Source organism: Aeromicrobium sp. 9AM, from assembly GCF_902506105.1.
In the GTDB taxonomy this organism is placed as follows: Bacteria; Actinomycetota; Actinomycetes; order Propionibacteriales; family Nocardioidaceae; genus Aeromicrobium.
The window spans coordinates 612,493-634,600 of record NZ_LR733303.1 but is presented as its reverse complement, the minus strand read 5'-3'; the positions used below and the strand labels follow the sequence as shown (position 1 = coordinate 634,600).

The window sequence follows — 22,108 nt, the reverse complement described above, 5'->3', positions numbered from 1 at the left end:
AACGCGGCCGAATCGCTCAGAAGAGTGCCGACGCGAGCGCGCGGCGAGCCGTCGCGACCCGCGGATCGGCGACGCCGACCACGGTGAACAGGTCGAGCAACCGCTGGCGTACGAGCTCGCGGTCATCGCCGGACGTACGCTTCACGAGCTGGATCAGGCGGTCGAAGGCGTCGTCGACGTGGCCGCCACTGACGTCGAGGTCGGCCACCAGCATCTGCGCGTCCAGGTCGTCGGGTGCGTCCGCCGCGGCCTTGCGCGCGGCCTGCAGGTCAGCGCCCTGCGTACGCGCCAGCAGCCTGACGCCAGCCAGCCGCTCGGAGACCTCGCTGTCGGCGGGGTACTGCGCCTGCAGCTTCTCGTACTCGGTCACGGCGGTGTCGAAGTCACTGGCCGCGAACGCCGCATCGGCAACGGCGAACCGCGGGTCCTCAGGCTCGTCGACGTCGTCGGCGACCTCGGAGGGAGCACCGGTGGGCTGCGCGCGTCCCGTCACGCCGTTCTGGGCGGCGACGTTGACCAGCTCGTCGAAGTAGCGGCGCGCCTCGGCCTCGTCGACCGTGCCCTGGAACAGTGGGACCGGCTGACCCTTGACGAGTCCGACGACGAGCGGCACGGCCTGGGCCTGCAGGGCCTGCGCGATCGCGGGGTTGGCATCGATGTCGACCTGCGCGAGGACGAGCTGCCCGCCGTACTGCGAGATGAGGTTGCCCAGCAGCGCGTTGAAGCTCTCGCTCTGTGGCGAACGCGGCGACCAGAGGCTCAGGACGACCACGTGGTTCATGGAGGCCTGGAGAGCGTCGGACTGGAAGTTCTGCTCGGTGATGTCGACGACGTACGTACCGCCGCCGCCGGCGGCGGGCTGGCCCGGACGGGCCTGCGGCTGCTTCAGCGCGGAGAGGTCGATGGCGCCGGGGCGCGAGAAGTTCATGCGTCCAGTGTAGGAACCGGCGCGAACTGCCTGACGGGTGAGGGCGAGGTGGTGGTCAGCTCCCTTCGAGGAGACGCTGCTCGATGGTGCGGCCGCGCAGACCCGAGCGCTGTACGACTCGCTGGATGGTGAGGTCACGGGCATCGGGATCGCCGATGTAACGGATGTGGCGGAGCCCTTGGGCCTGAGCCGCCGACTCGAAGATGAAGTGGCCGTAGCCCAGGATCCGACCGAGCAGCGGCTTCTCGACGGTGATGTCGAGGATGCGGGTGATCGGCATCGTGGCGATGCGGACCGAGAACACGCCGGTCGCCCTGAACACGCGCATGTTGGTCACCACGAAGACGTCGCGCCGCTCGCGCAGTGTCAGGTAGATCGCGTGCAGGCCGAGGGCGAACCCGCCGACGATGAGGAGCCAGCCGAGCTGGATGGGGCCGATCACGGCGAGGATCCACAGCATGACCGTGCCGGCGACCTCCGCGAGGGGCTTCCAGAACACGATGTTGTGGTGGCGCACGAGGTCGATCACGACCTCGCCCTCCTCGGCGAGGAGGTGACTGTCGACCTCCTGATCAGGCAACCGGTCGAGCAGTGCCCGCAACATCAGACGCCTAGTTGGTGAGCTCGTTGAAGAACACACCGACCTGCTGGAAGGCGTCGATGATCCCGCTGAACGCGCTGCTCACGAAGTCGGCGGCGTCATCGGGCGTCGACAGCAGGTAATAGATCGCGAAGCCGATCAGCAGCAGCAGGAAGACCTTCTTGAGCACCCGACCATTGTGTCGAACGCCTCCATGCATGCCGCGAAGGCGCGCCGGGAGGGCCGAGTACGTCGAAAATTGCCGTCAGACGTGCTCAACGAGGGTGTCGGCGGCCGCGAACGGGTCGGTCTCGCCGGCCAGGACCTGCTCGGCCAGGGCGTCGAGCCGGGCATCGCCCGACAGCCCGGCGAACCGGGACTGCACCTCGGTCAGCGCGAGGGCCTCGATCTCGCGCCGCAGCCGCGCCAGTCGCCGGCGCTCAAGCTCGCCGGACTCCCCCAGGTGGAGGCGATGCGCGGCAACCTGCTCCGCGACCTCGTCGACACCCTCGCCCCGGGTCGCGACCGTCAGGACGATCGGCGGCTTCCACGCGTGGTCGTCTCGCTCCGTCATCGCCAGCACGGAGCGCAGCTCGCGCCGGGTCGACTGGGCGCCCTCACGATCGGCCTTGTTGATCACGAAGATGTCACCGATCTCGAGGATCCCGGCCTTGGCCGCCTGGATCCCGTCGCCCATGCCGGGCGCCAGCAGCACGAGGGTCGTGTCGGCGAGCCCGGCGATCTCGACCTCGGACTGCCCGACCCCGACGGTCTCGACGAGCACGACGTCGCAGCCGGCGGCATCCAGCACCCGCAACGCCTGCGGCGCGGACGCCGAGAGACCACCAAGGTGCCCCCGGCTGGCCATCGACCGAATGTAGACGCCGTCGTCGGTCGCGTGGTCCTGCATGCGTACGCGATCTCCGAGCAGCGCGCCGCCGGAGAACGGCGACGTCGGGTCAACCGCCAGCACGCCGACCCGCTTGCCCTGGGCCCGCAGCGCGGTGACGAGCGCCGAGGTCGACGTCGACTTGCCGACGCCCGGAGAGCCGGTGATCCCGACGATGTGCGCGGACCCGGTGTGCGGAGTCAGTGCCGCGCTGACCTCGCGGAGCGACGGCGAGCGGTCCTCGACCAACGAGATCAGCCGCGCCACGGCCCGTGCCTCGCCGGCTCGTGCACGTTCCACGAGCTCGGCGACGGGAATGGCGCGGCTGCCTCGGCTCACCGTCTGGGAACTACTTCTGGGGGACGCGAATGATCAGGGCGTCACCCTGGCCGCCGCCACCACACAGGGCTGCCGCGCCGATGCCGCCACCGCGACGCCCCAGCTCGAGCGCCAGGTGCAGCACGATGCGTGCGCCACTGGCGCCGATCGGGTGGCCGAGGGCGATCGCTCCGCCGTTGACGTTGACCTTGTCCTCGGAGACGCCGAGCGCGCGAGTGCTCTCGATGCCGACGGCGGCGAACGCCTCGTTGAGCTCGAACAGGTCGATGTCGCTGATCGCGATGCCTTCCTTGGCGGCGGCATTCGCGATCGCGTTGGCGGGCTGCAGCTGGAGGCTCGAGTCGGGGCCGGCCACGACGCCGGCAGCGCCGATCTCGGCGATCCACGAGAGGCCCAGCTCCTCGGCCTTGGCCTTGCTCATGACGACGACCGCGGCCGCACCGTCAGAGATCTGGCTGGCGGACCCGGCCGTGATCGTGCCTTCCTTGTTGAAGGCGGGGCGCAGCTTGCCGAGCGACTCGGTCGTCGTGTCGCCACGAACACCCTCGTCTGCGCTGACGACGATCGGGTCGCCCTTGCGCTGGGGGATCTCGACCGGGACGATCTCGTCGTCGAAGACACCGTTCTTCTGCGCCGTCGCGGCGAGCTGGTGCGAGCGGGCGCTGAACGCGTCCTGCTCCTCACGGCTCAACTGGGTGCCGTCGGCGTTGATCTGCTCGGTGAGCCCACCCATGGCCTGGTCCGTGAGCGCGTCCCACAGTCCGTCGTACGCCATGTGGTCGGTCAGCTTGGTGTCGCCGTACTTGGTGCCCTCACGCGAGCCGAGCAGCATGTGCGGGGCCTGGGTCATCGACTCCTGGCCGCCCGCGACGATGATCTCGTGCTCGCCGGCGCGGATCAGCTGGTCGGCGAGCGCGATGGCGTTGATGCCCGAGAGGCAGACCTTGTTGATCGTGATGGACGGGGTCGTCAGCGGGATGCCGCCCTTGAACGCGGCCTGGCGGGCCGGCACCTGGCCGGCTCCTGCTCCGAGAACCTGGCCCATGATGACGTAGTCGACCTGCTCGCCGGTCACACCGGCCTTGTCGAGTGCACCCTTGATGGCCAGACCACCCAGGTCCGACCCCGAGAGGGTCTTGAGGCCACCGAGGAGGCGGCCGATCGGGGTTCGCGCACCGGCGACGATCACGGACTGGGTCATGGGGCTGCTCCTTCGCAAGACACGTCTTCGAAAAGACCGTGATCTCCACTTTACTCAGAGGTAACGTCGGTATGCCGTTCTGTGCGATGGATCACGCCGCACTGCCGTCCCGGTGCCATACCCTCGTCTCCATGTCCGACAGCGCACTCGTCCCCGACCACCTGCTCCTCGCGATCGACCACGTCGGAATCGCGGTGCCCGACCTCGACGACGCCCTCGAGTTCTATGCCTCGACGTTCGGCCTGCACTCGGTGCACGAGGAGATCAACGAGGAGCAAGGGGTCCGCGAGGCGATGCTGGCCGTCGGCGACTCCGACCAGCGCATCCAGCTCCTGGCCCCGCTCAGCGACGAGTCCACGATCGCGAAGTTCCTGGCCCGCAACGGGCAGGGCATCCAGCAGCTCGCCTACCGCGTCGCCGACATCGAGGCGGTCTCCGCGATCCTCCGCGAGCGCGGTGTGCGGCTCCTCTACGACGCCCCGAAGCGCGGCACGTCCGACTCACGGGTCAACTTCGTGCACCCGAAGGACGCGGGCGGCGTTCTCGTCGAGCTGGTCGAGCCGGCCGCCTCCCACTGAGTTCGGGATCACAGTCCTCTCGCATAGCCGCAGAAGTTAACGCTTAGTAACATCGCGGAAACACCGACCGAAGGACTCCAGACGTGCAGAACATTCTTGACGCCATCCAGGCCGGCGACACCTCCTCCGAGGAGTACGCGAGCATCGCCCTCCCCGAGACGTACAAGGGGATCACGGTCCACAAGGACGAGGTCGACATGTTCGAGGGCCTCGCGAGCCGCGACAAGGACCCTCGCAAGAGCCTGCACCTCGACGACGTCCCGATCCCCGAGCTCGCGCCCGGTGAGGCACTCGTCGCGGTCATGGCGAGCGCGATCAACTACAACACCGTGTGGACCTCGATCTTCGAGCCGGTCTCGACGTTCGGCTTCCTCGAGCGCTACGGCCGCCTGTCGGAGTACTCCAAGCGCCACGACCTGCCCTACCACGTGGTCGGCTCCGACCTCGCCGGGGTCGTGCTGCGCACCGGCCCGGGCGTCACGGCGTGGAAGCCCGGCGCCGAGGTCGTCGCCCACTGCCTGTCGGTCGAGCTGGAGTCCCCCGACGGCCACGACGACACGATGATGGACCCGCAGCAGCGCATCTGGGGTTTCGAGACCAACTTCGGCGGCCTCGCCGAGCTGGCGATCGTGAAGTCCAACCAGCTGATGCCCAAGCCCGACCACCTCTCGTGGGAGGAGGCCGCCAGCCCCGGCCTGGTGAACTCCACGGCGTACCGCCAGCTCGTCAGCAAGAACGGCGCCAACATGAAGCAGGGCGACGTCGTCCTGATCTGGGGTGCGTCCGGGGGCCTCGGCTCGTACGCCACGCAGATGGCACTCAACGGCGGCGCGATCCCCGTGTGCGTCGTCTCCTCGCCCGAGAAGGCCGAGATCGTGCGCTCGCTCGGCGCCGAGCACGTCATCGATCGTTCCGCCGAGGGCTACAAGTTCTGGAAGGACGAGAACAACCAGGACCCCAAGGAGTGGAAGCGTCTCGGCTCCAAGATCCGTGAGCTGACGGGCGGCGAGGATCCCGACATCGTCTTCGAGCACCCCGGCCGCGAGACGTTCGGCGCCAGTGTCTACGTCACCCGCAAAGGCGGCACGATCATCACCTGCGCGTCGACCTCGGGCTACATGCACCAGTACGACAACCGCTACCTCTGGATGAACCTCAAGCAGATCAAGAGCTCGCACTTCGCGAACTACCGTGAGGCGTTCGAGGCCAACCGACTGATCGACAAGGGCCTGATCCACCCGACCGTCTCCAAGGTCTATCCCCTCGCCGAGACCGGCCAGGCCGCGCTCGACGTGCACCACAATCTCCACCAGGGCAAGGTCGGCGTGCTGTGCCTGGCTCCCGAGGAGGGCCTCGGCGTCCGCGACGCCGAGAAGCGCGCCGTGCACCTCGACAAGATCAACAGGTTCCGAGGGATCTGAGGGACGAAGATCCGAGGAACCCATCGGCGCAGTCGGGGCATCTGAGCCTCTGGTCCACGATCTCGGTCGCTCCGCGAGGAGCGGCCGAGATCGTCCGTGTCGGTGCACCTTGGTGACAGGTATGGTTGACCCAACCTGACAACTCCCTCTCTTTCACGAATGGGTACAGCATGTCCGACCAGTCCGGATTGTCCATCTTCGACGCCGCCGAGAAGTCCGGCGACGCCTCCTTCCCGCTCGCCCGTCGCGGCGGCTACGACAGCGACGCCGTCGACGCATGGGTCCGCACCCAGTCAGCCGAGTTCCAGAAGGCAGCCGAGAGCCTCAAGTCGGTCCAGAGCGAGAACGAGAACCTCCGCGACCTGATCGAGAAGCTCAAGGACCGCGTCGAGGCTGTCGAGAAGCCGAGCTACACCGGCCTGGGCAACCACGCCGCCCAGCTGCTCGGCCTGGCCGAGCAGGAGGCCGAGGACGTACGCAACCGGGCCGTGCGCGAGGCCGACGAGCTCGTCAAGAAGGCTGAGGAAGAGGCCGCGATCGTGCGCGCCACCGCCAATCACGAGGCCGAGGAGATGCGCGGTCGCGCCGTCGTCGAGCTCGAGGAGAAGCGCAAGCAGCTCCTCGAGGACGCCGAGGCGATGCACGCCGACGCGATCGCCCACACCGAGGACCTGCGGGCCCACGCCGAGCGTGAGGCCGCCCAGGTCAAGCTCGCCGCCGAGCAGGACGCGCAGAACATGCGTCTCGGTGCGACCCGCGAGGTCGAGCAGGCCCGCGCGGCCGCCGATCGCGAGGTCACCGAGGCCCGCCGCGTGCTCGCCGTCGAGAAGGAGCGCCTCGCGCGTGAGGCGTCCGAGAACCACGCCTCGGCCACCGATCAGACCGCCAAGCTGGTCAAGGACGCCGAGACCCGCGCCAAGGCCGCCGACGACCGTGCGCGCGACATCATGGAGCAGGCCGCCAAGGCCCGTGACGCCGCCAGCGCCGAGGCCGCACGCCTGCTCGACAACGCCAAGGCCGAAGCGAGCCAGCTCGTGTCTGGCGCCAGCGCCGAGGCCCAGCACATCCGGGTCAGCGCGACGACCGACGCCGAGCGCCAGACGCGTGTCCTGCGGGCCGAGGTCGAGGAGCTGCAGCGCAAGCGCGACGGCATCATGGCGCAGATGGGTCAGCTCCGCGACATCGTCTCGACGTTCGCGCCGACGACCGTCAAGGACGACGCCCCCAAGGCCAAGGCCGAGCAGTCCAAGGCCGACAAGCCGGCCGCCGACGAGGCCAAGGCCGAGCAGCCCAAGGCCGAGGAGCCCAAGGCTCAGCAGGCGCCCGCCAAGGCCGAGGCCGAGGAGACGGCCGAGTCCGAGGACGAGGCCGTCGAGGAGAAGACCAGCTAGCTAGCGCGGAACCCGGCTAGCGAGGAACATCCTTGAACGCTGCGACCGTGCGGTCGCGGTAGGCCGATGAGTCGGCGCGCTCCATCGGGCCGTCCCAGGTGTCCGGCAACGGCACCGGGACGGCCGGAGCCAGCTTGCGGGTGATCTCGTCGAGCACGCGCTCGGAGTCGCCGACCCACAGGTGCTTGGCGCCCTCGACGGCGATGAGCTCGGCGTGCGGGATCGCGGCGAAGCGCTCGCGCGCCTCTGGCGGCTGCAGGTAGTCGTCGTGCTCGGGGATGAGTGCCGTCACGGGCTTGCCGGAGTCGGCCCAGGCCTTGAGGTGCTCAGGGGTCGAGTAGCGCAGCGGTGGCGAGAGCAGCACGATGCCCTCGACGACGGGCTCGAGTCCGTACATCAAGGTCAGGTCCGTGCCGAACGACCAGCCAACGAGCCAGACGTGCGGCAGGTCGGCGAACTCGGCGTACTCGACCGCGGCCGCGACGTCGAAGCGCTCGGCGACGGCGTTGTCGAACTCTCCCCCGCTCGTGCCCTGCACGCTCGAGGTGCCGCGGGTGTTGAAGCGTAGGACGGCGATGCCGGCGAGGGCAGGCAACCGGTAGGACGCCTTGCGGAACAGGTGGCTGTCCATCATCCCGCCGTGCGTCGGCAGCGGGTGCAGGCAGATCATCGTCGCGACGGGATCGCCTTCGGGCGGCAGGGCCAGCTCACCCACGAGGCTCAAGCCGTCGGCCGTCTCCAGCGTGATCTGCTCACGTCGCGCAGGCAGCACGGAGTTGCCACGGATCTTCTCGCTCATCTAGGTCCTGTCCTCAGTGCTTCCTGGCCCAGCAGGCCGTGTGCCAGTGGCGGCGTTCGTCGATCGCTGCCTCGCTCAGCAGGGCCTTCTGCACCGGCCACGCGACGATGTGCGGGGTGGCTGGGCGGATCAGCTGCGCGCAGCCCGGGCAACGGTAGTCCTTGGCGGCACCCGACCCGCGCAGCTGCCGGACGTACCAGGAGCCGTCAGCCTTGTCCTCGACCTGCTCCGTCGGGGTCCGCAGCGGCGGGTGCGCGCGAGGGGCGACGCGGCGACGGGACATGTCTCAAGTCTACGGAGGTGGACTAGGCGCAGTAGCGCCTGATCCAGCCTTCACGGGCGCTCGACGCCTCGAGCGCCTGGTCGAACGTCAAGATCGTGACGCTGGCCTCGCCGTCACGCTGGAACAGCACGACGTCGGTCAGCATCGGCTTCTCGCTGCAGGTGAGCCCGGCCGACTCCTGCTTGGCAACCGCCGTCGACAACGCGGTCTGATCGCTCTTGCTGTCGAGCGCCATCGGGGTCGACGCGCCATAGCGGCTCGCGAACGAGGCGACCGCGATGTAGCCGACCAGCAGACCAGCCACACCGATCATGGCCGCGACGCGTACGGTGCGTGCAGCCACGATCACGAGCGACGTGCCGTTCATCGTTGCTCCTGTCCACATACCCCTCTGGACAGAGCAACGAGGTCAGCAACCCGGAGTTACCGGCGTCGCAGGAAAAAGAACTCTCGCCTGAAACGCGTAACTTTTGGCCCGTCAGTACGTGTGGAAGCCCGCTCCGGTCTTGCGGCCGAGCTTGCCCTCGGCGACCAGTGACTGCAGGGTCGGCGCCGGCAACCAGCCCGCGTGGCCGAACGTGCTGACCAGCGTCTCCTGGATCGCGAGCGACACGTCGTTGCCGACCACGTCGAGGAGCTCGAACGGTCCCATCGGCAGCTTGGTCGCCTTCATGGCGTCGTCGATCTCGGTCAGCGAACCACCGTCGGCCTCGTGCAGCTTGACCGCGTCATTGAGGTACGGGAACAGCAGGGCATTGACGATGAAACCGGCTCGGTCGCCGCAGGACACCGGGTGCTTGCCGGTCGACAGGCACAGCGCGCGTACGGTCTCGGCCACCTCCGGCGTGGTCTCGTCCGCGGTCACGACCTCGACGAGCTTCATGACCGGCGCGGGGTTGAAGAAGTGCATGCCGATGACGTCCTGCGGCCGTGACGTCGCGGCAGCGCACGAGGTGATCGACAGCGACGAGGTCGTGGTCGCCAGGATCGCGCCGGGCTTGGCGATGCGATCGAGGTCGCGGAACAGCTGGAGCTTGATCTCGAGGTCCTCGGCGATCGCCTCGACGATGATGTCGGCGCCGGCGAGGGCCTCGCGCTCGGTCGAGCCGCTGAGCCGGGCGAGCACGGCCGACTTGCCGTCCTCGTCGAGCTTGCCGCGCGAGATCGCCTTGTCCAGGCTCTTGGTGATGCGCGCCTGGACCCCGTCGAGCTTGTCGGCGCTGCGGCCGACGTAGACGACGTCGTAGCCGGCCTTGGCGAAGACCTCGACGATGCCGGACGCCATCGTGCCGGTGCCCACGACGCCGACCGTCTCGATCTCGTGGCGCAGCTGGGGCTCGTCGACCTCGTCCTCGCCGACCGCCTGGGCGAACGTCGTGCCGTCGGCGGCCATCTGGGTCAGGATGCTGACCGGCTGGTGCAGCTCGTCGCCGGTCTCGGCATACAGCTTCTCGAGCCCGGTCGCGACGGTCTGCGGCCCGAGCGCGTCGATCAGCGCCAGCGGGCCGATCGGGTAGCCGCAGCCGAAGCGCATCGCGGCATCGATGTCGTCGTGGGTCGCGTATCCGCTCTCGTACATCGTGGCGGCGTGGTTGAGGTAGGGCAGCAGCAAGGTGCGGGCGAGGTCAGCGGTGCGATCGCTCGCTGCCAGTCTTTCGACGATTTCCTGCATGGCTACTCCTGAGTAATAAGCGGGTCGTGTCAGACTAACCTGACCCTGCTGTTGGCTCCATGGGAGAACGATGAATCGACGTATGACGATGGTTACAGCCATCGTGGGCCTTGCTCTGCTAGTGCTTGGCGCGTGTGGCAAGAGCGATGAGCCGGCCGACAAGCCGACTGCCACCGAGTCGACCACGACCGACAGCCCGACGACGCCGGCGCCCGACCCGACCGACGACGCCGCATCCGCGCTCGTGGGCGACTGGCACGACGTCAAGGCGAAGTGGGTCGTCCACTTCCACAAGGACGGCACGTACGTCGAGGACTTCGAGGGCGTGACCGACTTCCGCGTCGGCACCTACGAGCTGGACGGCACCAAGGTCTCGCTGGTCGGGGACGACGGCAACACCGATGTCGGCACGGTCGAGGACGACGCCTTGGTGTTCAAGCTCGGCACCCTGACGAGGGTCTCTTGAGGATTGTCATCGCGCGGTGCCAGGTCGACTATGCCGGCCGGCTCGCAGCGCACCTTCCGCTTGCCACCCGGCTGATCATGGTCAAGAACGACGGATCGGTCCTGATCCACTCCGACGGTGGCTCCTACAAACCGCTCAACTGGATGAGTCCGCCCTGCACCCTGCGTGAGGGACTCGCCGACGACGGCGTCACGGAGTGGACCGTCACCGCCGGCAAGACCGACGACACGCTGCGCATCCGCATCGAGGAGGTCCTCCACGACTCGGCGCACGAGCTCGGGATCGACCCCGGACTCCAGAAGGACGGCGTCGAGAAGCACCTGCAGGAGCTCCTCGCCGAGCACACGACGGCGCTCGGGCCGGGCATGAGCCTCGTACGCCGGGAGTACATGACCGCGATCGGCCCGGTCGACCTGCTCTGCAAGGACGCCGCCAACAGCTCCGTCGCGGTCGAGATCAAGCGGCGCGGCGACATCGACGGCGTCGAGCAGCTGACGCGCTACCTCGAGCTGATGAACCGCGACCCTGCGCTGCGCCCCGTGCGCGGGATCTTCGCGGCCCAGGAGATCAAGCCCCAGGCGCGTACGCTCGCCACGGATCGCGGCATCGAGTGCGTCGTCGTCAACTACGACGAGCTCCGCGGCATCGACGACCCGTCCTTGCGACTGTTCTAGCCACGGCAGCCCTGCTCATTGCAGGGGCAGGTTGAAGAACGTCGTGCCGAGCTTCTCCCAACGGTCGGTCTCGCAGCCATCCGTACGCTTGAACGCCGCGTCCACGGCTTCGCCCTTGTAGGTGCCCTTGACCGTCGCGGTCTGCGGGCCGCCATAGACCAAGGTGCACTGCTGGTCCTTGGCGACCGGCTTGAACACGCCGGCGCCGGCCGCGTCGAGCGCCTTGCAGGCCTCCGCAGGCTGCGGGTGGTCGCCGCCGGGAGGGTCGCACGTCAGCGTGTAGGTCTCAGGATCCACGCCCTCGTCGGAGACGAGCGTGATGGTCAGCGCCGTCTTGTCGGACGGCGCTGCGCCGCTGTCGGCATCCTTGCCGCACCCCGCGAGCGTCGCCACGAGGACGACGCAGCAGACGAGAAGGGCTCTAGGCACCGGCGATGGGCGGAGCCGTCGGGTCGCCGCCGGCACTCTTCTCCTCGCGGGCGACCCAGTCCTCGATGCGCTCGTAGTCGTCCTTGGAGCGCGTGACCACGGCGAGCAGGTCGCTCATCTTGGAGACCTCTTCGACCTGCTCCTTGATGAACCACTGCATGAACTGGTCGGACGCGAAGTCGTTGTTGTCGCGCGCGATGCGGGTCAGCTCGTTGATCTGCTCGGTGACGCGCTTCTCCTGCGCGAGCGCCGCGGTGACCGGCTCCACGACGTCGGTGAAGTCGACCTTGGGAGCCTCGAGCGCAGGAATGATCGGCGTCTCGTCGGCGTCGAGGAGGTACTGCACCATCATCATCGCGTGGTCGCGCTCCTCGAGCGCCTGCTGGTAGAACAGCGTCGCCATCTGGGGCATCGTCAGCGCGTCGTAGTAGGCCGCGATGGCGACGTACTGCTGATGCGCGCCGAACTCGTAGCCGAGCTGCTCGTTGAGCTTCGCGACGAATGCTGGTGCTGCCATGTGACCATGCTCCCATTCTCTCGCCTTAGGCGAGCCTCACCTCACGCTGATATCGTAGACCTGTGCCGACACCCAAGAAGAAGTGCTGCAGCAGCAAGCCTGCATGCAAGCGGTGTCCCATCCTCATGATGAAGAAGGGCACGCTGCCCGAAGGCTTCACCGTCAAGAAGCGCAAGCTCGTCAAGGTCAAGAAGAAGAGCAAGACCAAGCACAAGATCGCTGCTTGAGCGGTGGCCCGAGCCTAGGGCCTTTCGCGGGACGTCACCACGAAGGTGTGGCTGGCCAAAGTCATCCCGTGGTCGGACGTGTGACACCGCTCGCCTCACTAGGCTGAGGCACATGCGCGAGCGACCCGACCTGTGGCGTCGCATCGACACGCTCTGGCAGGACGTCGGCCTCACCGGGGTGCTGTTGCTCATCCCCCTGCTGGTGTACGTCTTCACCGGTACGGCGCAGAGCCTTCTCGACATCGCGCTGATCCTCCCCCTGGCCATGCGGCGCCGCGCGCCGGTGGCCACGTTCACCGTGATCTGCCTGTTGCTGCTGGCCCAGGCCGTGGTGTTCGACACTCCTCACTACGGCGACATCGCCTTGCTGGTCTCGTTGCACGCCGTCGCCGCGTACGGTCCGATGTGGGCCGTGTCGGCGTCGCTCGGCACGGGGTTCCTGGGCGCTGCCGTCGCCGGCGTGCGGTGGGCGCAGTCGATGAGCGACGTCGGCGAGGCCATCTCCTACTTCGTGCCGCTGTCAGCCCTCGTGGTGGCGGCCTGGATGCTGGGCTACCTCGCCCGCACCCGTCGCGCGTACGTCGCCGGGCTCGAGGAACGCGCCGAGCAGCTGGAGCGCGACGCCGCGCAGCAGGCGCAGATCGCCACGGCGGCGGAGCGCGCCCGCATCGCGCGCGAGATGCACGATGTCGTGGCTCACAGCCTGTCGGTCATGGTCATCCAGGCCGACGGGGCCCTGTATGCCGCCCAGAAGCGGCCCGAGGTCGCGATCGAGACGCTGCGAACGATCTCGGAGACAGGTCGTTCCTCGTTGGCCGAGATGCGAGGGTTGCTTGGATTGCTCCGCGACGACGACTTTGGTCACCAACCGATGACTCCCCTTCCGCGGGGGGCCGACATTTCCGAGCTGGTCGAGCAGCTGCGCGGCAGCGGCCTGGCCGTCGAGCTCACCGTGCTGGGCGATCTCGACCGGCTCGACGCAGCCACCGGGTTGACGGTCTATCGCATCGTCCAGGAGGCGCTCACCAACACCCTCAAGCACGCCGGGCCCGACGTCACAGCAGCCGTGGACCTGCGGATCACGACCGACTCCGTACGCATCCAGGTCGACGACGACGGCCGCGGCGGCACGGCGACCGACGACGGCCAGGGTCACGGGATGCTCGGCATCCGCGAGCGCATCGCCGTGCATGCCGGCGAGGTCGAGGCGGGCCCTCGCCCGGGTGGCGGCTTCCGGGTGCACGCTGTCATCCCCATGGACCCGGCATGATCCGGGTCTTCCTGGTCGACGACCAGCAGCTCGTACGTGCCGGGTTCCGGATGCTGATCGAGTCGCAGGACGACATGGAGGTCGTCGGCGAGGCCGGGGACGGGGCAGAGGCCACCGAGCGGCTTGCCGTCACCTCGGCCGACATCGTGTTGATGGACGTCCGCATGCCGCGCATGGACGGCGTCGAGGCGACCCGGGTCCTCGCCGCGAGATCGGAACGCCCGCGGGTCGTGGTGCTGACGACGTTCGACCTCGACGAGTACGTCTACAACGCGCTGCGCGCCGGCGCCTCGGCATTCCTGCTCAAGGACGCCCAGCCGGAGATGCTGCTCAGCGCGATCCGTGACGTACACGGAGGGGACGCGGTCGTCGCGCCGAGCGTGACCCGGCGCATGCTCGAGCGGTTCCTCGACGCCGACGAGGCACCCGACCCCCGGGACGACCGGAGGCTGGCCGACCTCACGGCTCGCGAGCGGGAGGTGCTCGAGCTGATCGCCCAAGGGCAGTCGAACACCGAGATCGCGAGCGGCCTGTTCCTCGCCGAGGCAACGGTCAAGACGCACGTCGGTCGCATCTTGGCCAAGACCGGCTCCCGCGACCGTGTGCAGCTCGTCGTCCTCGGCTACGAGTCTGGGCTCGTCAGTCCCGGCGACCGCTGACGTACGACTCCGGTATGACGCGCGGCTCGCAGGCCGCGCCCCTGGACTGACGAATCCGGCGCCGCCGATTCCTAGCGTGGTGACGACACCAGATGACTCACCACAGGAGCAGGCATGACGGTCCTCGACCCACCCACCACGATCCCCGCGATCGCCGCCCGAGCGGCCGGACTCACCAAGACGTACGGCAACGGAGAGGCCCGGGTGCACGCGCTCGCCGGCGTCGACCTGACGATCGAGACCGCGAAGTTCACCGCCATCATGGGTCCGTCCGGCTCCGGCAAGTCGACGCTGATGCACTGCCTGGCCGGCCTCGACCAGGCGACCTCTGGCGAGGTGCAGGTCGGCGACCTCATGCTGACGTCGCTGTCGGACAACGAGCTCACCCGCTTCCGCCGGCGCCATGTCGGTTTCGTGTTCCAGGCGTTCAACCTGCTGCCGATGCTGACCGCCAAGCAGAACATCCTGCTGCCGCTCGACCTCGCCGGCACCGATCCCGACTGGACCTGGTTCGACGAGCTCGTCCAGGTGCTCGACATCGGCGAGCGCCTGGCACACCGGCCCAGCCAGCTCTCCGGCGGCCAGCAGCAGCGGGTGGCGATCGCCCGCGCCTTGATGAGCCGGCCGACGATCGTCTTTGCCGACGAGCCGACCGGCAACCTCGACAGCCACTCGAGCGCCGAGGTCCTCGGCTTCCTGCGCCGGTCGGTGCGCGAGCTCGGCCAGACGACCGTCATGGTCACGCACGAGCCGTCCGCCGCCGCGTACGCCGACCGGGTCGTCCTGATTGCCGACGGCCGGGTCGCGACGCAGATCGACAACCCAACGCAGGACAGCATCCTCGACGCGCTCCGCCGGATCGGTGGTTGAGCCGTGCGCAACGTCATCCTCGCGTCGATGCGGACGTACGCCCGGCGCTACGTCGCTGCGTTCGTCGCGGTGCTCATCGCCACCGGGTTCATCGTCGCCATCAACACCTTGAGTGCCGCCGCAAGGCAGGGTGCCAACGACACCGTCGGCCGGCAGTATCGCGGTGCCGATGTCGCAGCCACCGCCACCGAGGGCGTGCGCCCCTACGCCTCGCTGCGCCAGAAGGCGATCGCCGACCCTGGCGTCACCGCGTCCGCCGTCAACTGGCGCGGGTGGATCGACGCGACGCTTCCTGACGGCCCCAGGACGGTCTCGATCGGCAGCGTCGCCACCGACCGGGCCCTGCGCTGGCAGGACGTGAGTGCCGGCCGGTTGCCGACAGCGCGCGGCGAGGTCGCGGTCTCGGCGTCGCAGGCCGACCGGCGCCACATACGTACGGGCGACGAGGTGACGCTGCACGCCGGTGGCCGCGACCTCGCGCTCACCGTCACCGGCATCGTCGACGACCAGGACGGCCCCCTCCGCTCGGTCCTGTACGTCCCAGAGCGCACGTTCACCGTGCTCGGGGACGTCGCCGAGCCGGTCGACGAGATCTTCGCAGTCACGGGCGATCCAGGTGCGGTGGCCTCGCGCCTCGACCACGCCGCTGCCGGAGTGCAGGTCATGACCGCGGATACGTACGAGCGGGACCTGCGCCTGCAGGCCACGAAGGGCATCGACATCTTCCAGAAGCTGATCCTCGTGTTCGCGGCCATCTCCCTCTTCGTCGGGGCGCTGGTCATCGCCAACACGTTCACGATCCTGCTCGCCCAGCGCGCCCGCGACCTGGCCCTGCTGCGGTGCGTCGGAGCCGTGCGGGGCCAGATCGCCCGCTCGGTCGTCGCCGAAGGACTGGTGGTGGGCGCCGCGGGCGCCGCGGCGGGCGTCGCGCTCGGATACGTCATCGCGCTCGCCGGCGGGGCCGCCATCGGCCACTGGTCGCCGTCCACGCCGATGGGCACGCCCACGCTGACGCCCGGAGGAGTCCTCCTTCCGGTGCTGCTGGGAATGGGGGTGACCGTGGCGGCGTCCTGGTTCCCGGCCCGGCGAGCCGGCTCGCGGTCACCGTTGGCCGCGCTCCAGCCCCAGGAGTCGGTGCAGGTACGTACGAAGGCAGGCGCACTGCGCATCGTCTCGGCTGCCGGCCTGATCTCCGTCGGAGCGTGCGGCCTGCTGGTCGGCCTGCAAGGTACGATCGTCGCGGGCCTGCTCGGGGGCATGCTCTCGTTCGTCGGCGTGCTCCTGCTGGCCCCCGTGCTGGTGCCGGCCGTCATCCGCACAGCCCGCCCGTTGGCCCACCTCGGCGGAGCTCCCGGCCGGCTCGCGCATGCCAACTCGATGCGCAACCCCCGGCGCACCGCCGCTACGTCGACGGCACTGCTGATCGGCGTCACCCTCATCACCTCGGTGGTGGTCGGATCCGCGTCGATCTCCCACAAGGTCAACACGTCGCTCGACCGCAACCTGCCGGTCGACCTGCTCGTGAGCGCCGACAAGGGTGCCCTGCCGGACGGCATCAGCAAGCGGCTGGCCGCCGTCGACGGCGTGACCCGGGCGGTCGCGGTCCCCGGCACGACGGCTCGGCTGGGCGATCAGCAGGTCACGGTCCTGGGCGTCGACGGTGCGGCTCGCGCGACGGTGCGCGGGAACCCGCTGCGCGGACTCGGCGACAGCGAGATCGTGCTCCCTGACACGTCCGGCGACATCGAGAGCGGCAGCCGGGTCACGTTGGACGTCGGTGGTCAGTCGCGTGAGCTCACGGTGCGCCATGTGTCAGGCCTCGGCGACGACCCGATCGTCAGCCGCTCGCTCCTTGACCGGCTGGGTGCCTCCACGACCACACGGGCCACCTGGGTCCGGGCGACCGACGGTGCCGACGCCGGTGACGTCACTGCCGACGTCCACGCCATCACCAGGACGGCAGACCTCACGATCGCAGGCGGCCTGCCCGAGCGCGCGGACATCCTCAAGATCCTGGCGATCGTCCTCGCGATCACGGTGGGCTTCCTCGGCATCGCCGTGCTGATCGCCCTGATCGGCGTGGGCAACACGCTGAGCCTGTCGGTGCTCGAGCGCGTACGGGAGAACTCCCTGCTGCGGGCCATGGGGCTGGAGCGGTCCGGCCTGCGGGCGATGCTGGCGATCGAGGCACTGCTGATGGCCGGCGTCTCGGCCGTGCTGGGGATCGCGCTCGGCACGCTGTACGCGTGGTTCGGGGTCAAGACCGTCACGGACGGCCTGTTCACGACGGCACCCAGCCTGACCGTCCCGTGGGCGCAGATCGCGGTGATCTTCGCCGTCGCCGCCGCGGCCGGACTGGTGGCGTGCGTGCTGCCGGCGCGGCAGGCGGCACGGATCGCACCGGCGGCAGGTTTGGTCGCCGACTGATTCCCGCCGGAGGCGAGGAGGGACCAGGTCGTACGGTTGTCGTCATGACCGAACTCGCAAACCAGGCCCAGACCCTCCTCGCCCTGCACTCCGACCCCAAGCTCCTCAAGGTCGTCAACGTGTGGGACGCCATCAGCGCCCGCGTCGTCTCCGAGGTCGAGGGCACCACGGCCCTGGCCACCGCGAGCCACTCGATCGCCGCGGCGTACGGCTATGCCGACGGTGAGAACATCCCCGTCGAGCTCATGATCGAGGCCGTCGGCGGCATCGTCGCGGCCACCGACCTGCCCGTCACGGCAGACCTCGAGGCCGGCTACGGCAACCCCCGCGAGACGACGCTCAAGGCCATCGGCGTCGGCGTCGTGGGCGCCAACCTCGAGGACCAGCTGAAGCCGATCAACGAGGCGGCCGCCGCGGTCGAGGCCGTGCTCGACGCGGCACAGCAGGAGGGCATCGACTTCGTGCTCAACGCTCGCACGGACGCGTTCCTCAAGGCCGGCGACAAGCCGCACGACGAGGTGCTGGCCGACGCCATCGAGCGCGGCCGCGTCTACCTCGCCACCGGTGCCCCGGTCGTGTTCGTCCCCGGCAAGGTGTCCGAGGACGACATCAAGGCGTTCGTCGACGCGTGGGGCCCGCAGAAGCTGACCCTGATCGGCGCTCCGGGCTCGGTGCCGCTGGCACGCATGGAGGAGCTCGGCGTCGCCCGGGTGTCGTTCGGGCCGTTCAGCCAGTCCGTCGCCCTCATGGCGCTGCAGGACCTGACGACCGACATCGTCGCCGGTGGCGGCCTGCCCGCCGACTTCCGCGTCCTGAACTGACGGTGGTGGTTTACCAGGAGAACCTGGTAAACCACCACTTCACCAGGCACATTTGCCCGGAGGGGTGACTGTTTACCAGGTTCTCCTGGTAAACAGTCACCCCGTCAGGTCGTTGGCCTTGCGGATCTCGTCGACGATGCGGTCCATGATCGTGGTCATGCCGAAGTCCTTCGGCGTGAACACGGCGGCCACGCCGGCGGCCTCCATCTTGCGGGCGTCGGACTCGGGGATGATGCCGCCGACGATCAGCGGCACATCGCCGATGCCGGCCTCGGCCATCGCCTTCTGCACGTCCGGGACGAGCTCCATGTGCGAGCCCGACAGGATCGACAGACCCACGCAGTGCACGTCCTCCGCGACAGCCGCGGCGACGATCTGCGCAGGCGTCAGGCGGATGCCCTGGTAGATGACCTCGAACCCGGCATCGCGCGCCCGCACCGCGATCTGCTCGGCGCCGTTGGAGTGCCCGTCGAGGCCGGGCTTGCCCACGAGAAAGCGCAGCCGGGTGCCGAGCTCCTCCCCCGTGCGCTGCACCTTCTCGCGTACGGCTGACAGCTCGGCGCCTGCCTCGGCGACGCTGCCGACGCCGCTGACGCCGGTGGGTGCGCGGTACTCGCCGAACACCTCGCGCAGCGCACCGGCCCACTCCCCCACGGTCGCTCCCGCGCGTACGGCCTCGAGGGTCGCCGCCATCAAGTTGGTGTCGGACTTGGCCTCGCGCTGCAGCCGGTTGAGCGCCTCGTCGACGGCGGCCTGGTCGCGCTGCTCGCGCCATGCCTTCACGTCCGCGATGGCATTGGCCTCGGCCTCGGGATCAGCGGTCATGATCGCGGTGTCGAGATCGGCGGTCAGAGGTGACGGCTCGGTGCTGGTGAACGAGTTGACGCCGACGACCTTCATCTCGCCGGCCTCGATGCGGGCCCGTCGCTCGGAGTGCGAGGACACCATGGCCTGCTTCATGTAGCCCGACTCGACGGCCGCCACAGCACCGCCCATCGCCTGGACCCGGTCCATCTCGGCCTTGGCGCCGTCGATCAGCTCGGCGACCTTCGCCTCGATGACGACCGAGCCCTCGAAGATGTCGTCGTACTCCAGGAGATCGGACTCGAAGGCAAGCACCTGCTGCAGGCGCAGCGACCACTGCTGGTCCCACGGCCGCGGCAGGCCCAGCGCCTCGTTCCACGCGGGCAGCTGCACGGCACGAGCCCGGGCGTCCTTGCTGAGGGTCACGCCGAGCATCTCGAGCACGATGCGCTGCACGTTGTTCTCGGGCTGCGCCTCGGTCAGGCCGAGCGAGTTGACCTGCACGCCGTAGCGGAACCGGCGCATCTTGGGGTTCTGCACGCCGTAGCGCTCGCGGGTGATCTCGTCCCAGAGCCGGCCGAAGGCGCGCATCTTGCACGTCTCCTCGATGAAGCGGACGCCGGCGTTGACGAAGAACGAGATGCGCCCGACGACGTTCTCGAACTCGTCCGCCGGTACCTGGCCGGAGTCGCGGACCGCGTCGAGCACCGCGATCGCGGTCGTCAGTGCGTACGCGAGCTCCTGCGTCGGCGTCGCGCCGGCCTCCTGCAGGTGATAGCTGCAGATGTTGAGCGGGTTCCACTTCGGGATCGTGCCGACCGTGTAGGCGATCATGTCAGTCGTCAGGCGCAGCGACGGCGCGGGACCGAAGACGTACGTGCCGCGGGAGAGGTACTCCTTGATGATGTCGTTCTGCGTCGTGCCCGACAGTGCTGCCGGGTCGACGCCCTGCTCCTCGGCGGCGACCTGGTACATCGCGAGCAGCCACATCGCGGTGGCGTTGATCGTCATCGACGTGTTCATCTCGTCGAGCGGGATGTCGTGGAAGAGCTGCCGCATCGCGCCGAGGTGCGCAATTGGTACTCCGACTTTGCCCACTTCTCCTCTAGAGAGGGGGTGATCGGGGTCGTAGCCGGTCTGCGTCGGCAGGTCGAAGGCCACCGAGAGTCCGGTCTGGCCCTTCGACAGGTTGCGACGGTAGAGAGCGTTCGACTCCGCGGCCGAGCTGTGGCCGGCGTACGTACGCATCACCCAGGGCTTGTCAGGCACGTCCTTGTCTGGCATTTCGTCAGGTTACCTCCCCGTAACCTTTGGGGTCACTGCCTCCAGAGGGCGTTCCTGCTCACACTCGTAGAGTGTGGTCATGGTCAATCTGACGCGGATATACACGCGAACCGGCGACGACGGCACCACCAACCTGGGCGACATGAGCAAGACCAGCAAGCTCGACCTGCGCCTCGCCGCGTACGCCGATGTCGACGAGGCCAACAGCCACATCGGCTTCGCGATCTCCCTCGGCACGCTCGACGAGGACGTCGTCGCGGTCCTCACGCACATCCAGAACGACCTGTTCGACGTCGGCGCCGACCTGTCGTGCCCCGTCGTGGACAACCCGGAATACCCGCCGCTGCGGGTCGAGCCGGACTACATCGACCGGCTCGAGGGCTGGTGCGACCACTACAACGAGCAGCTGCCCAAGCTCCGGTCGTTCATCCTCCGGGGCGGCACGCCGGCGGCCGCGGCGGTGCACATCGCCTGCACCGTGACCCGCCGTGCGGAGCGCTCCGCGTGGGCGGCCCTCGAGGAGCACGGCGAGACCGTGAACGTGCTGACCGCGAAGTACCTCAACCGGCTCAGCGACCTGCTGTTCATCCTCGGCCGGTACGCCAACCACGAAGCCGGAGACGTGCTGTGGGTCCCGGGCGGTCCTGAGAGAGAGGCCGCCAGCGGCCGAACCTCGAAGGATGCTAGCGAAGCGGGAGCGTGACGCGGCGAAGCCGCCACCTGCGAAGCATGGTGACGTGACTTCCCACCGCGACCGAGGAGCGTTACGCCCCTTCGCTCGCAGAGCTCGCTCCCGGTCGGCCGCAGGCGGCCTCCCTAGGGGACGGGTGGAGTGCTGAGGGCATGCCAATGGCACTCACCGAGGTGAGTGCCATCAGAACCTATGTGGTCAGTCCCAGTCGATCGCGTGCTGAACGACGCGGGATCCGTGGTGCCCACCAGCAGCGCTCGCGGCTGGGGCAACTCCCACCACCGCCAGAATCGACACGCATGCTGCGGCTACTAGACGCTTGATCACGATGCACCTGCTCCCTGTAGAAACGGGAATCCGTTCCTTGTTCCCGATTCTCTCCCGGCCTCACGGACGCGTCAACCAGAACGGAAGAACCTGTACAGATGCCTCAAAGCACGTTGTTGACCCGTTGCCCCGGGGGCGAGGACTCGAGCCACGACAGCAGCCCGGTCAGCGCGTTGGCACTCATCGCGAACTGACGGACGCCCGCAGCGTTCTCGGTGGCCACGATCAGGTGGCCCGAATGGATCGCATGCACCTCGTGGCCGACCGGCTCACGGCGCCCGTCAATGATGACGTCGCCGCGGGTGAACCGGTAGGTCGGGCGCGGTGACAGCGAGAACGTGCGGAACCACTCGAGCTCGGTGTCCTTGTAGACCGCCAGGCCCAGCATCCAGCCCTTGGCCTGCGCCTCGGTCGACCGGTTGACGCTCATCTCGAAGGTGCCGCCGGAGCGCGCCAGGAAACGGCGGCGCACCAACAGCCCGACGATCAGCAGGACGAGCAGGGCGAAGACGAACACAAGGGAGTCGACGAACCACATCCACAGTGGCATCACGATCTCCC

General features: G+C 68.7%; 25 protein-coding genes. 12 read left to right on the top strand and 13 right to left on the bottom strand.

Features of this window, described 5'->3' with window-relative positions; genetic code table 11:
• Nucleotides 1-16 precede the first annotated feature (16 nt).
• The 5 genes from BOSE46_RS03230 to BOSE46_RS03210 all read right to left on the bottom strand — a co-directional run bounded on the left by BOSE46_RS03230 (nt 17) and on the right by BOSE46_RS03210 (nt 3,937).
• On the bottom strand, nt 17-928 hold the full coding sequence (locus BOSE46_RS03230) for a tetratricopeptide repeat protein (RefSeq protein ID WP_159538221.1): 912 nt from the start codon (nt 926-928) through the stop codon (nt 17-19).
• Between the two features lie 55 nt (nt 929-983).
• A complete protein-coding gene (locus BOSE46_RS03225; protein WP_201299498.1) occupies nt 984-1,532 on the bottom strand; it encodes a PH domain-containing protein in 549 nt (182 codons plus the stop codon).
• Between the two features lie 7 nt (nt 1,533-1,539).
• The gene (locus BOSE46_RS03220; protein WP_201299497.1) at nt 1,540-1,698 is read right to left on the bottom strand and encodes a hypothetical protein; all 159 of its coding nucleotides are present in this window, start codon (nt 1,696-1,698) and stop codon (nt 1,540-1,542) included.
• 75 nt (nt 1,699-1,773) lie between these two features.
• Nucleotides 1,774-2,736, bottom strand: a complete 963-nt coding sequence (gene meaB / locus BOSE46_RS03215; RefSeq protein ID WP_201299496.1) for a methylmalonyl Co-A mutase-associated GTPase MeaB — start codon at nt 2,734-2,736, stop codon at nt 1,774-1,776.
• A gap of 10 nt (nt 2,737-2,746) precedes the next feature.
• Complete coding sequence (locus tag BOSE46_RS03210) at nt 2,747-3,937, bottom strand: acetyl-CoA C-acetyltransferase (RefSeq protein ID WP_159538219.1); 1,191 nt, start codon at nt 3,935-3,937, stop codon at nt 2,747-2,749.
• A gap of 131 nt (nt 3,938-4,068) precedes the next feature.
• On the opposite strand from BOSE46_RS03210, the gene mce reads away from it, so the two are divergent.
• From mce to BOSE46_RS03195, 3 genes are all read left to right on the top strand, one after another.
• Entirely contained in the window at nt 4,069-4,515 is a 447-nt protein-coding gene (mce, locus tag BOSE46_RS03205) for a methylmalonyl-CoA epimerase (protein ID WP_159538217.1), read from the top strand.
• Nucleotides 4,516-4,598: 83 nt separating this feature from the next.
• Complete coding sequence (ccrA, locus tag BOSE46_RS03200) at nt 4,599-5,936, top strand: crotonyl-CoA carboxylase/reductase (protein ID WP_159538215.1); 1,338 nt, start codon at nt 4,599-4,601, stop codon at nt 5,934-5,936.
• A gap of 170 nt (nt 5,937-6,106) precedes the next feature.
• Nucleotides 6,107-7,327: a DivIVA domain-containing protein gene (locus tag BOSE46_RS03195; protein ID WP_159538213.1), complete on the top strand. Its 1,221-nt coding sequence runs from the start codon at nt 6,107-6,109 to the stop codon at nt 7,325-7,327.
• 16 nt (nt 7,328-7,343) lie between these two features.
• Here BOSE46_RS03195 and BOSE46_RS03190 read toward each other — a convergent pair whose 3' ends face one another.
• The 4 genes from BOSE46_RS03190 to BOSE46_RS03175 form a co-directional block, all read right to left on the bottom strand.
• Nucleotides 7,344-8,126, bottom strand: coding sequence for an alpha/beta hydrolase (locus BOSE46_RS03190; protein WP_159538211.1), 783 nt, complete (start codon nt 8,124-8,126; stop codon nt 7,344-7,346).
• A gap of 13 nt (nt 8,127-8,139) precedes the next feature.
• Nucleotides 8,140-8,409: a hypothetical protein gene (locus BOSE46_RS03185; protein ID WP_159538209.1), complete on the bottom strand. Its 270-nt coding sequence runs from the start codon at nt 8,407-8,409 to the stop codon at nt 8,140-8,142.
• Between the two features lie 22 nt (nt 8,410-8,431).
• Nucleotides 8,432-8,776, bottom strand: coding sequence for a hypothetical protein (locus tag BOSE46_RS03180; RefSeq protein WP_159538207.1), 345 nt, complete (start codon nt 8,774-8,776; stop codon nt 8,432-8,434).
• A 111-nt stretch (nt 8,777-8,887) separates the two neighbouring features.
• Nucleotides 8,888-10,081 (bottom strand): 3-hydroxyacyl-CoA dehydrogenase family protein, encoded by a 1,194-nt coding sequence (locus BOSE46_RS03175; protein ID WP_159538205.1) that lies wholly within the window; start codon nt 10,079-10,081, stop codon nt 8,888-8,890.
• Between the two features lie 82 nt (nt 10,082-10,163).
• Here BOSE46_RS03175 and BOSE46_RS03170 point away from each other — a divergent pair, with 82 nt between their 5' ends.
• Nucleotides 10,164-10,547, top strand: coding sequence for a hypothetical protein (locus BOSE46_RS03170; RefSeq protein ID WP_159538203.1), 384 nt, complete (start codon nt 10,164-10,166; stop codon nt 10,545-10,547).
• Nucleotides 10,544-11,221, top strand: a complete 678-nt coding sequence (gene nucS / locus BOSE46_RS03165) for an endonuclease NucS (RefSeq protein WP_159538201.1) — start codon at nt 10,544-10,546, stop codon at nt 11,219-11,221. Before BOSE46_RS03170 ends, nucS begins: the two co-directional genes overlap by 4 nt.
• Nucleotides 11,222-11,236: 15 nt before the next feature.
• Here the strand turns inward: nucS and BOSE46_RS03160 are convergent, their stop codons facing one another.
• Both BOSE46_RS03160 and BOSE46_RS03155 read right to left on the bottom strand, forming a co-directional pair.
• Entirely contained in the window at nt 11,237-11,650 is a 414-nt protein-coding gene (locus BOSE46_RS03160; RefSeq protein WP_201299495.1) for an SSI family serine proteinase inhibitor, read from the bottom strand.
• A complete protein-coding gene (locus BOSE46_RS03155; RefSeq protein WP_159538197.1) occupies nt 11,643-12,167 on the bottom strand; it encodes a ferritin in 525 nt (174 codons plus the stop codon). Before BOSE46_RS03155 ends, BOSE46_RS03160 begins: the two co-directional genes overlap by 8 nt.
• 62 nt (nt 12,168-12,229) lie before the next feature.
• On the opposite strand from BOSE46_RS03155, the gene BOSE46_RS03150 reads away from it, so the two are divergent.
• From BOSE46_RS03150 to BOSE46_RS03125, 6 genes are all read left to right on the top strand, one after another.
• On the top strand, nt 12,230-12,394 hold the full coding sequence (locus tag BOSE46_RS03150) for a hypothetical protein (RefSeq protein WP_201299494.1): 165 nt from the start codon (nt 12,230-12,232) through the stop codon (nt 12,392-12,394).
• Between the two features lie 112 nt (nt 12,395-12,506).
• Nucleotides 12,507-13,664: a sensor histidine kinase gene (locus BOSE46_RS03145; protein ID WP_159538195.1), complete on the top strand. Its 1,158-nt coding sequence runs from the start codon at nt 12,507-12,509 to the stop codon at nt 13,662-13,664.
• Nucleotides 13,661-14,323, top strand: coding sequence for a response regulator transcription factor (locus BOSE46_RS03140; protein WP_159538193.1), 663 nt, complete (start codon nt 13,661-13,663; stop codon nt 14,321-14,323). Before BOSE46_RS03145 ends, BOSE46_RS03140 begins: the two co-directional genes overlap by 4 nt.
• A 114-nt stretch (nt 14,324-14,437) precedes the next feature.
• On the top strand, nt 14,438-15,193 hold the full coding sequence (locus BOSE46_RS03135; RefSeq protein ID WP_159538191.1) for an ABC transporter ATP-binding protein: 756 nt from the start codon (nt 14,438-14,440) through the stop codon (nt 15,191-15,193).
• A 3-nt stretch (nt 15,194-15,196) separates the two neighbouring features.
• Nucleotides 15,197-17,620, top strand: coding sequence for an ABC transporter permease (locus BOSE46_RS03130; protein ID WP_159538189.1), 2,424 nt, complete (start codon nt 15,197-15,199; stop codon nt 17,618-17,620).
• Nucleotides 17,621-17,664: 44 nt separating this feature from the next.
• Nucleotides 17,665-18,441, top strand: a complete 777-nt coding sequence (locus tag BOSE46_RS03125; protein ID WP_159538187.1) for an isocitrate lyase/phosphoenolpyruvate mutase family protein — start codon at nt 17,665-17,667, stop codon at nt 18,439-18,441.
• 96 nt (nt 18,442-18,537) lie between these two features.
• Here the strand turns inward: BOSE46_RS03125 and BOSE46_RS03120 are convergent, their stop codons facing one another.
• Entirely contained in the window at nt 18,538-20,529 is a 1,992-nt protein-coding gene (locus BOSE46_RS03120) for a protein meaA (RefSeq protein WP_159538185.1), read from the bottom strand.
• A gap of 79 nt (nt 20,530-20,608) precedes the next feature.
• Here BOSE46_RS03120 and BOSE46_RS03115 point away from each other — a divergent pair, with 79 nt between their 5' ends.
• A complete protein-coding gene (locus BOSE46_RS03115; RefSeq protein WP_159538183.1) occupies nt 20,609-21,232 on the top strand; it encodes a cob(I)yrinic acid a,c-diamide adenosyltransferase in 624 nt (207 codons plus the stop codon).
• Nucleotides 21,233-21,650: 418 nt separating this feature from the next.
• On the opposite strand, the gene BOSE46_RS03110 is transcribed toward BOSE46_RS03115, so the two are convergent.
• Nucleotides 21,651-22,097 carry a DUF2550 domain-containing protein gene (locus BOSE46_RS03110; protein WP_159538181.1) on the bottom strand — a complete coding sequence of 149 codons (447 nt, stop codon included), beginning with the start codon at nt 22,095-22,097 and terminating at the stop codon, nt 21,651-21,653.
• Between the last annotated feature and the right edge of the window lie 11 nt (nt 22,098-22,108).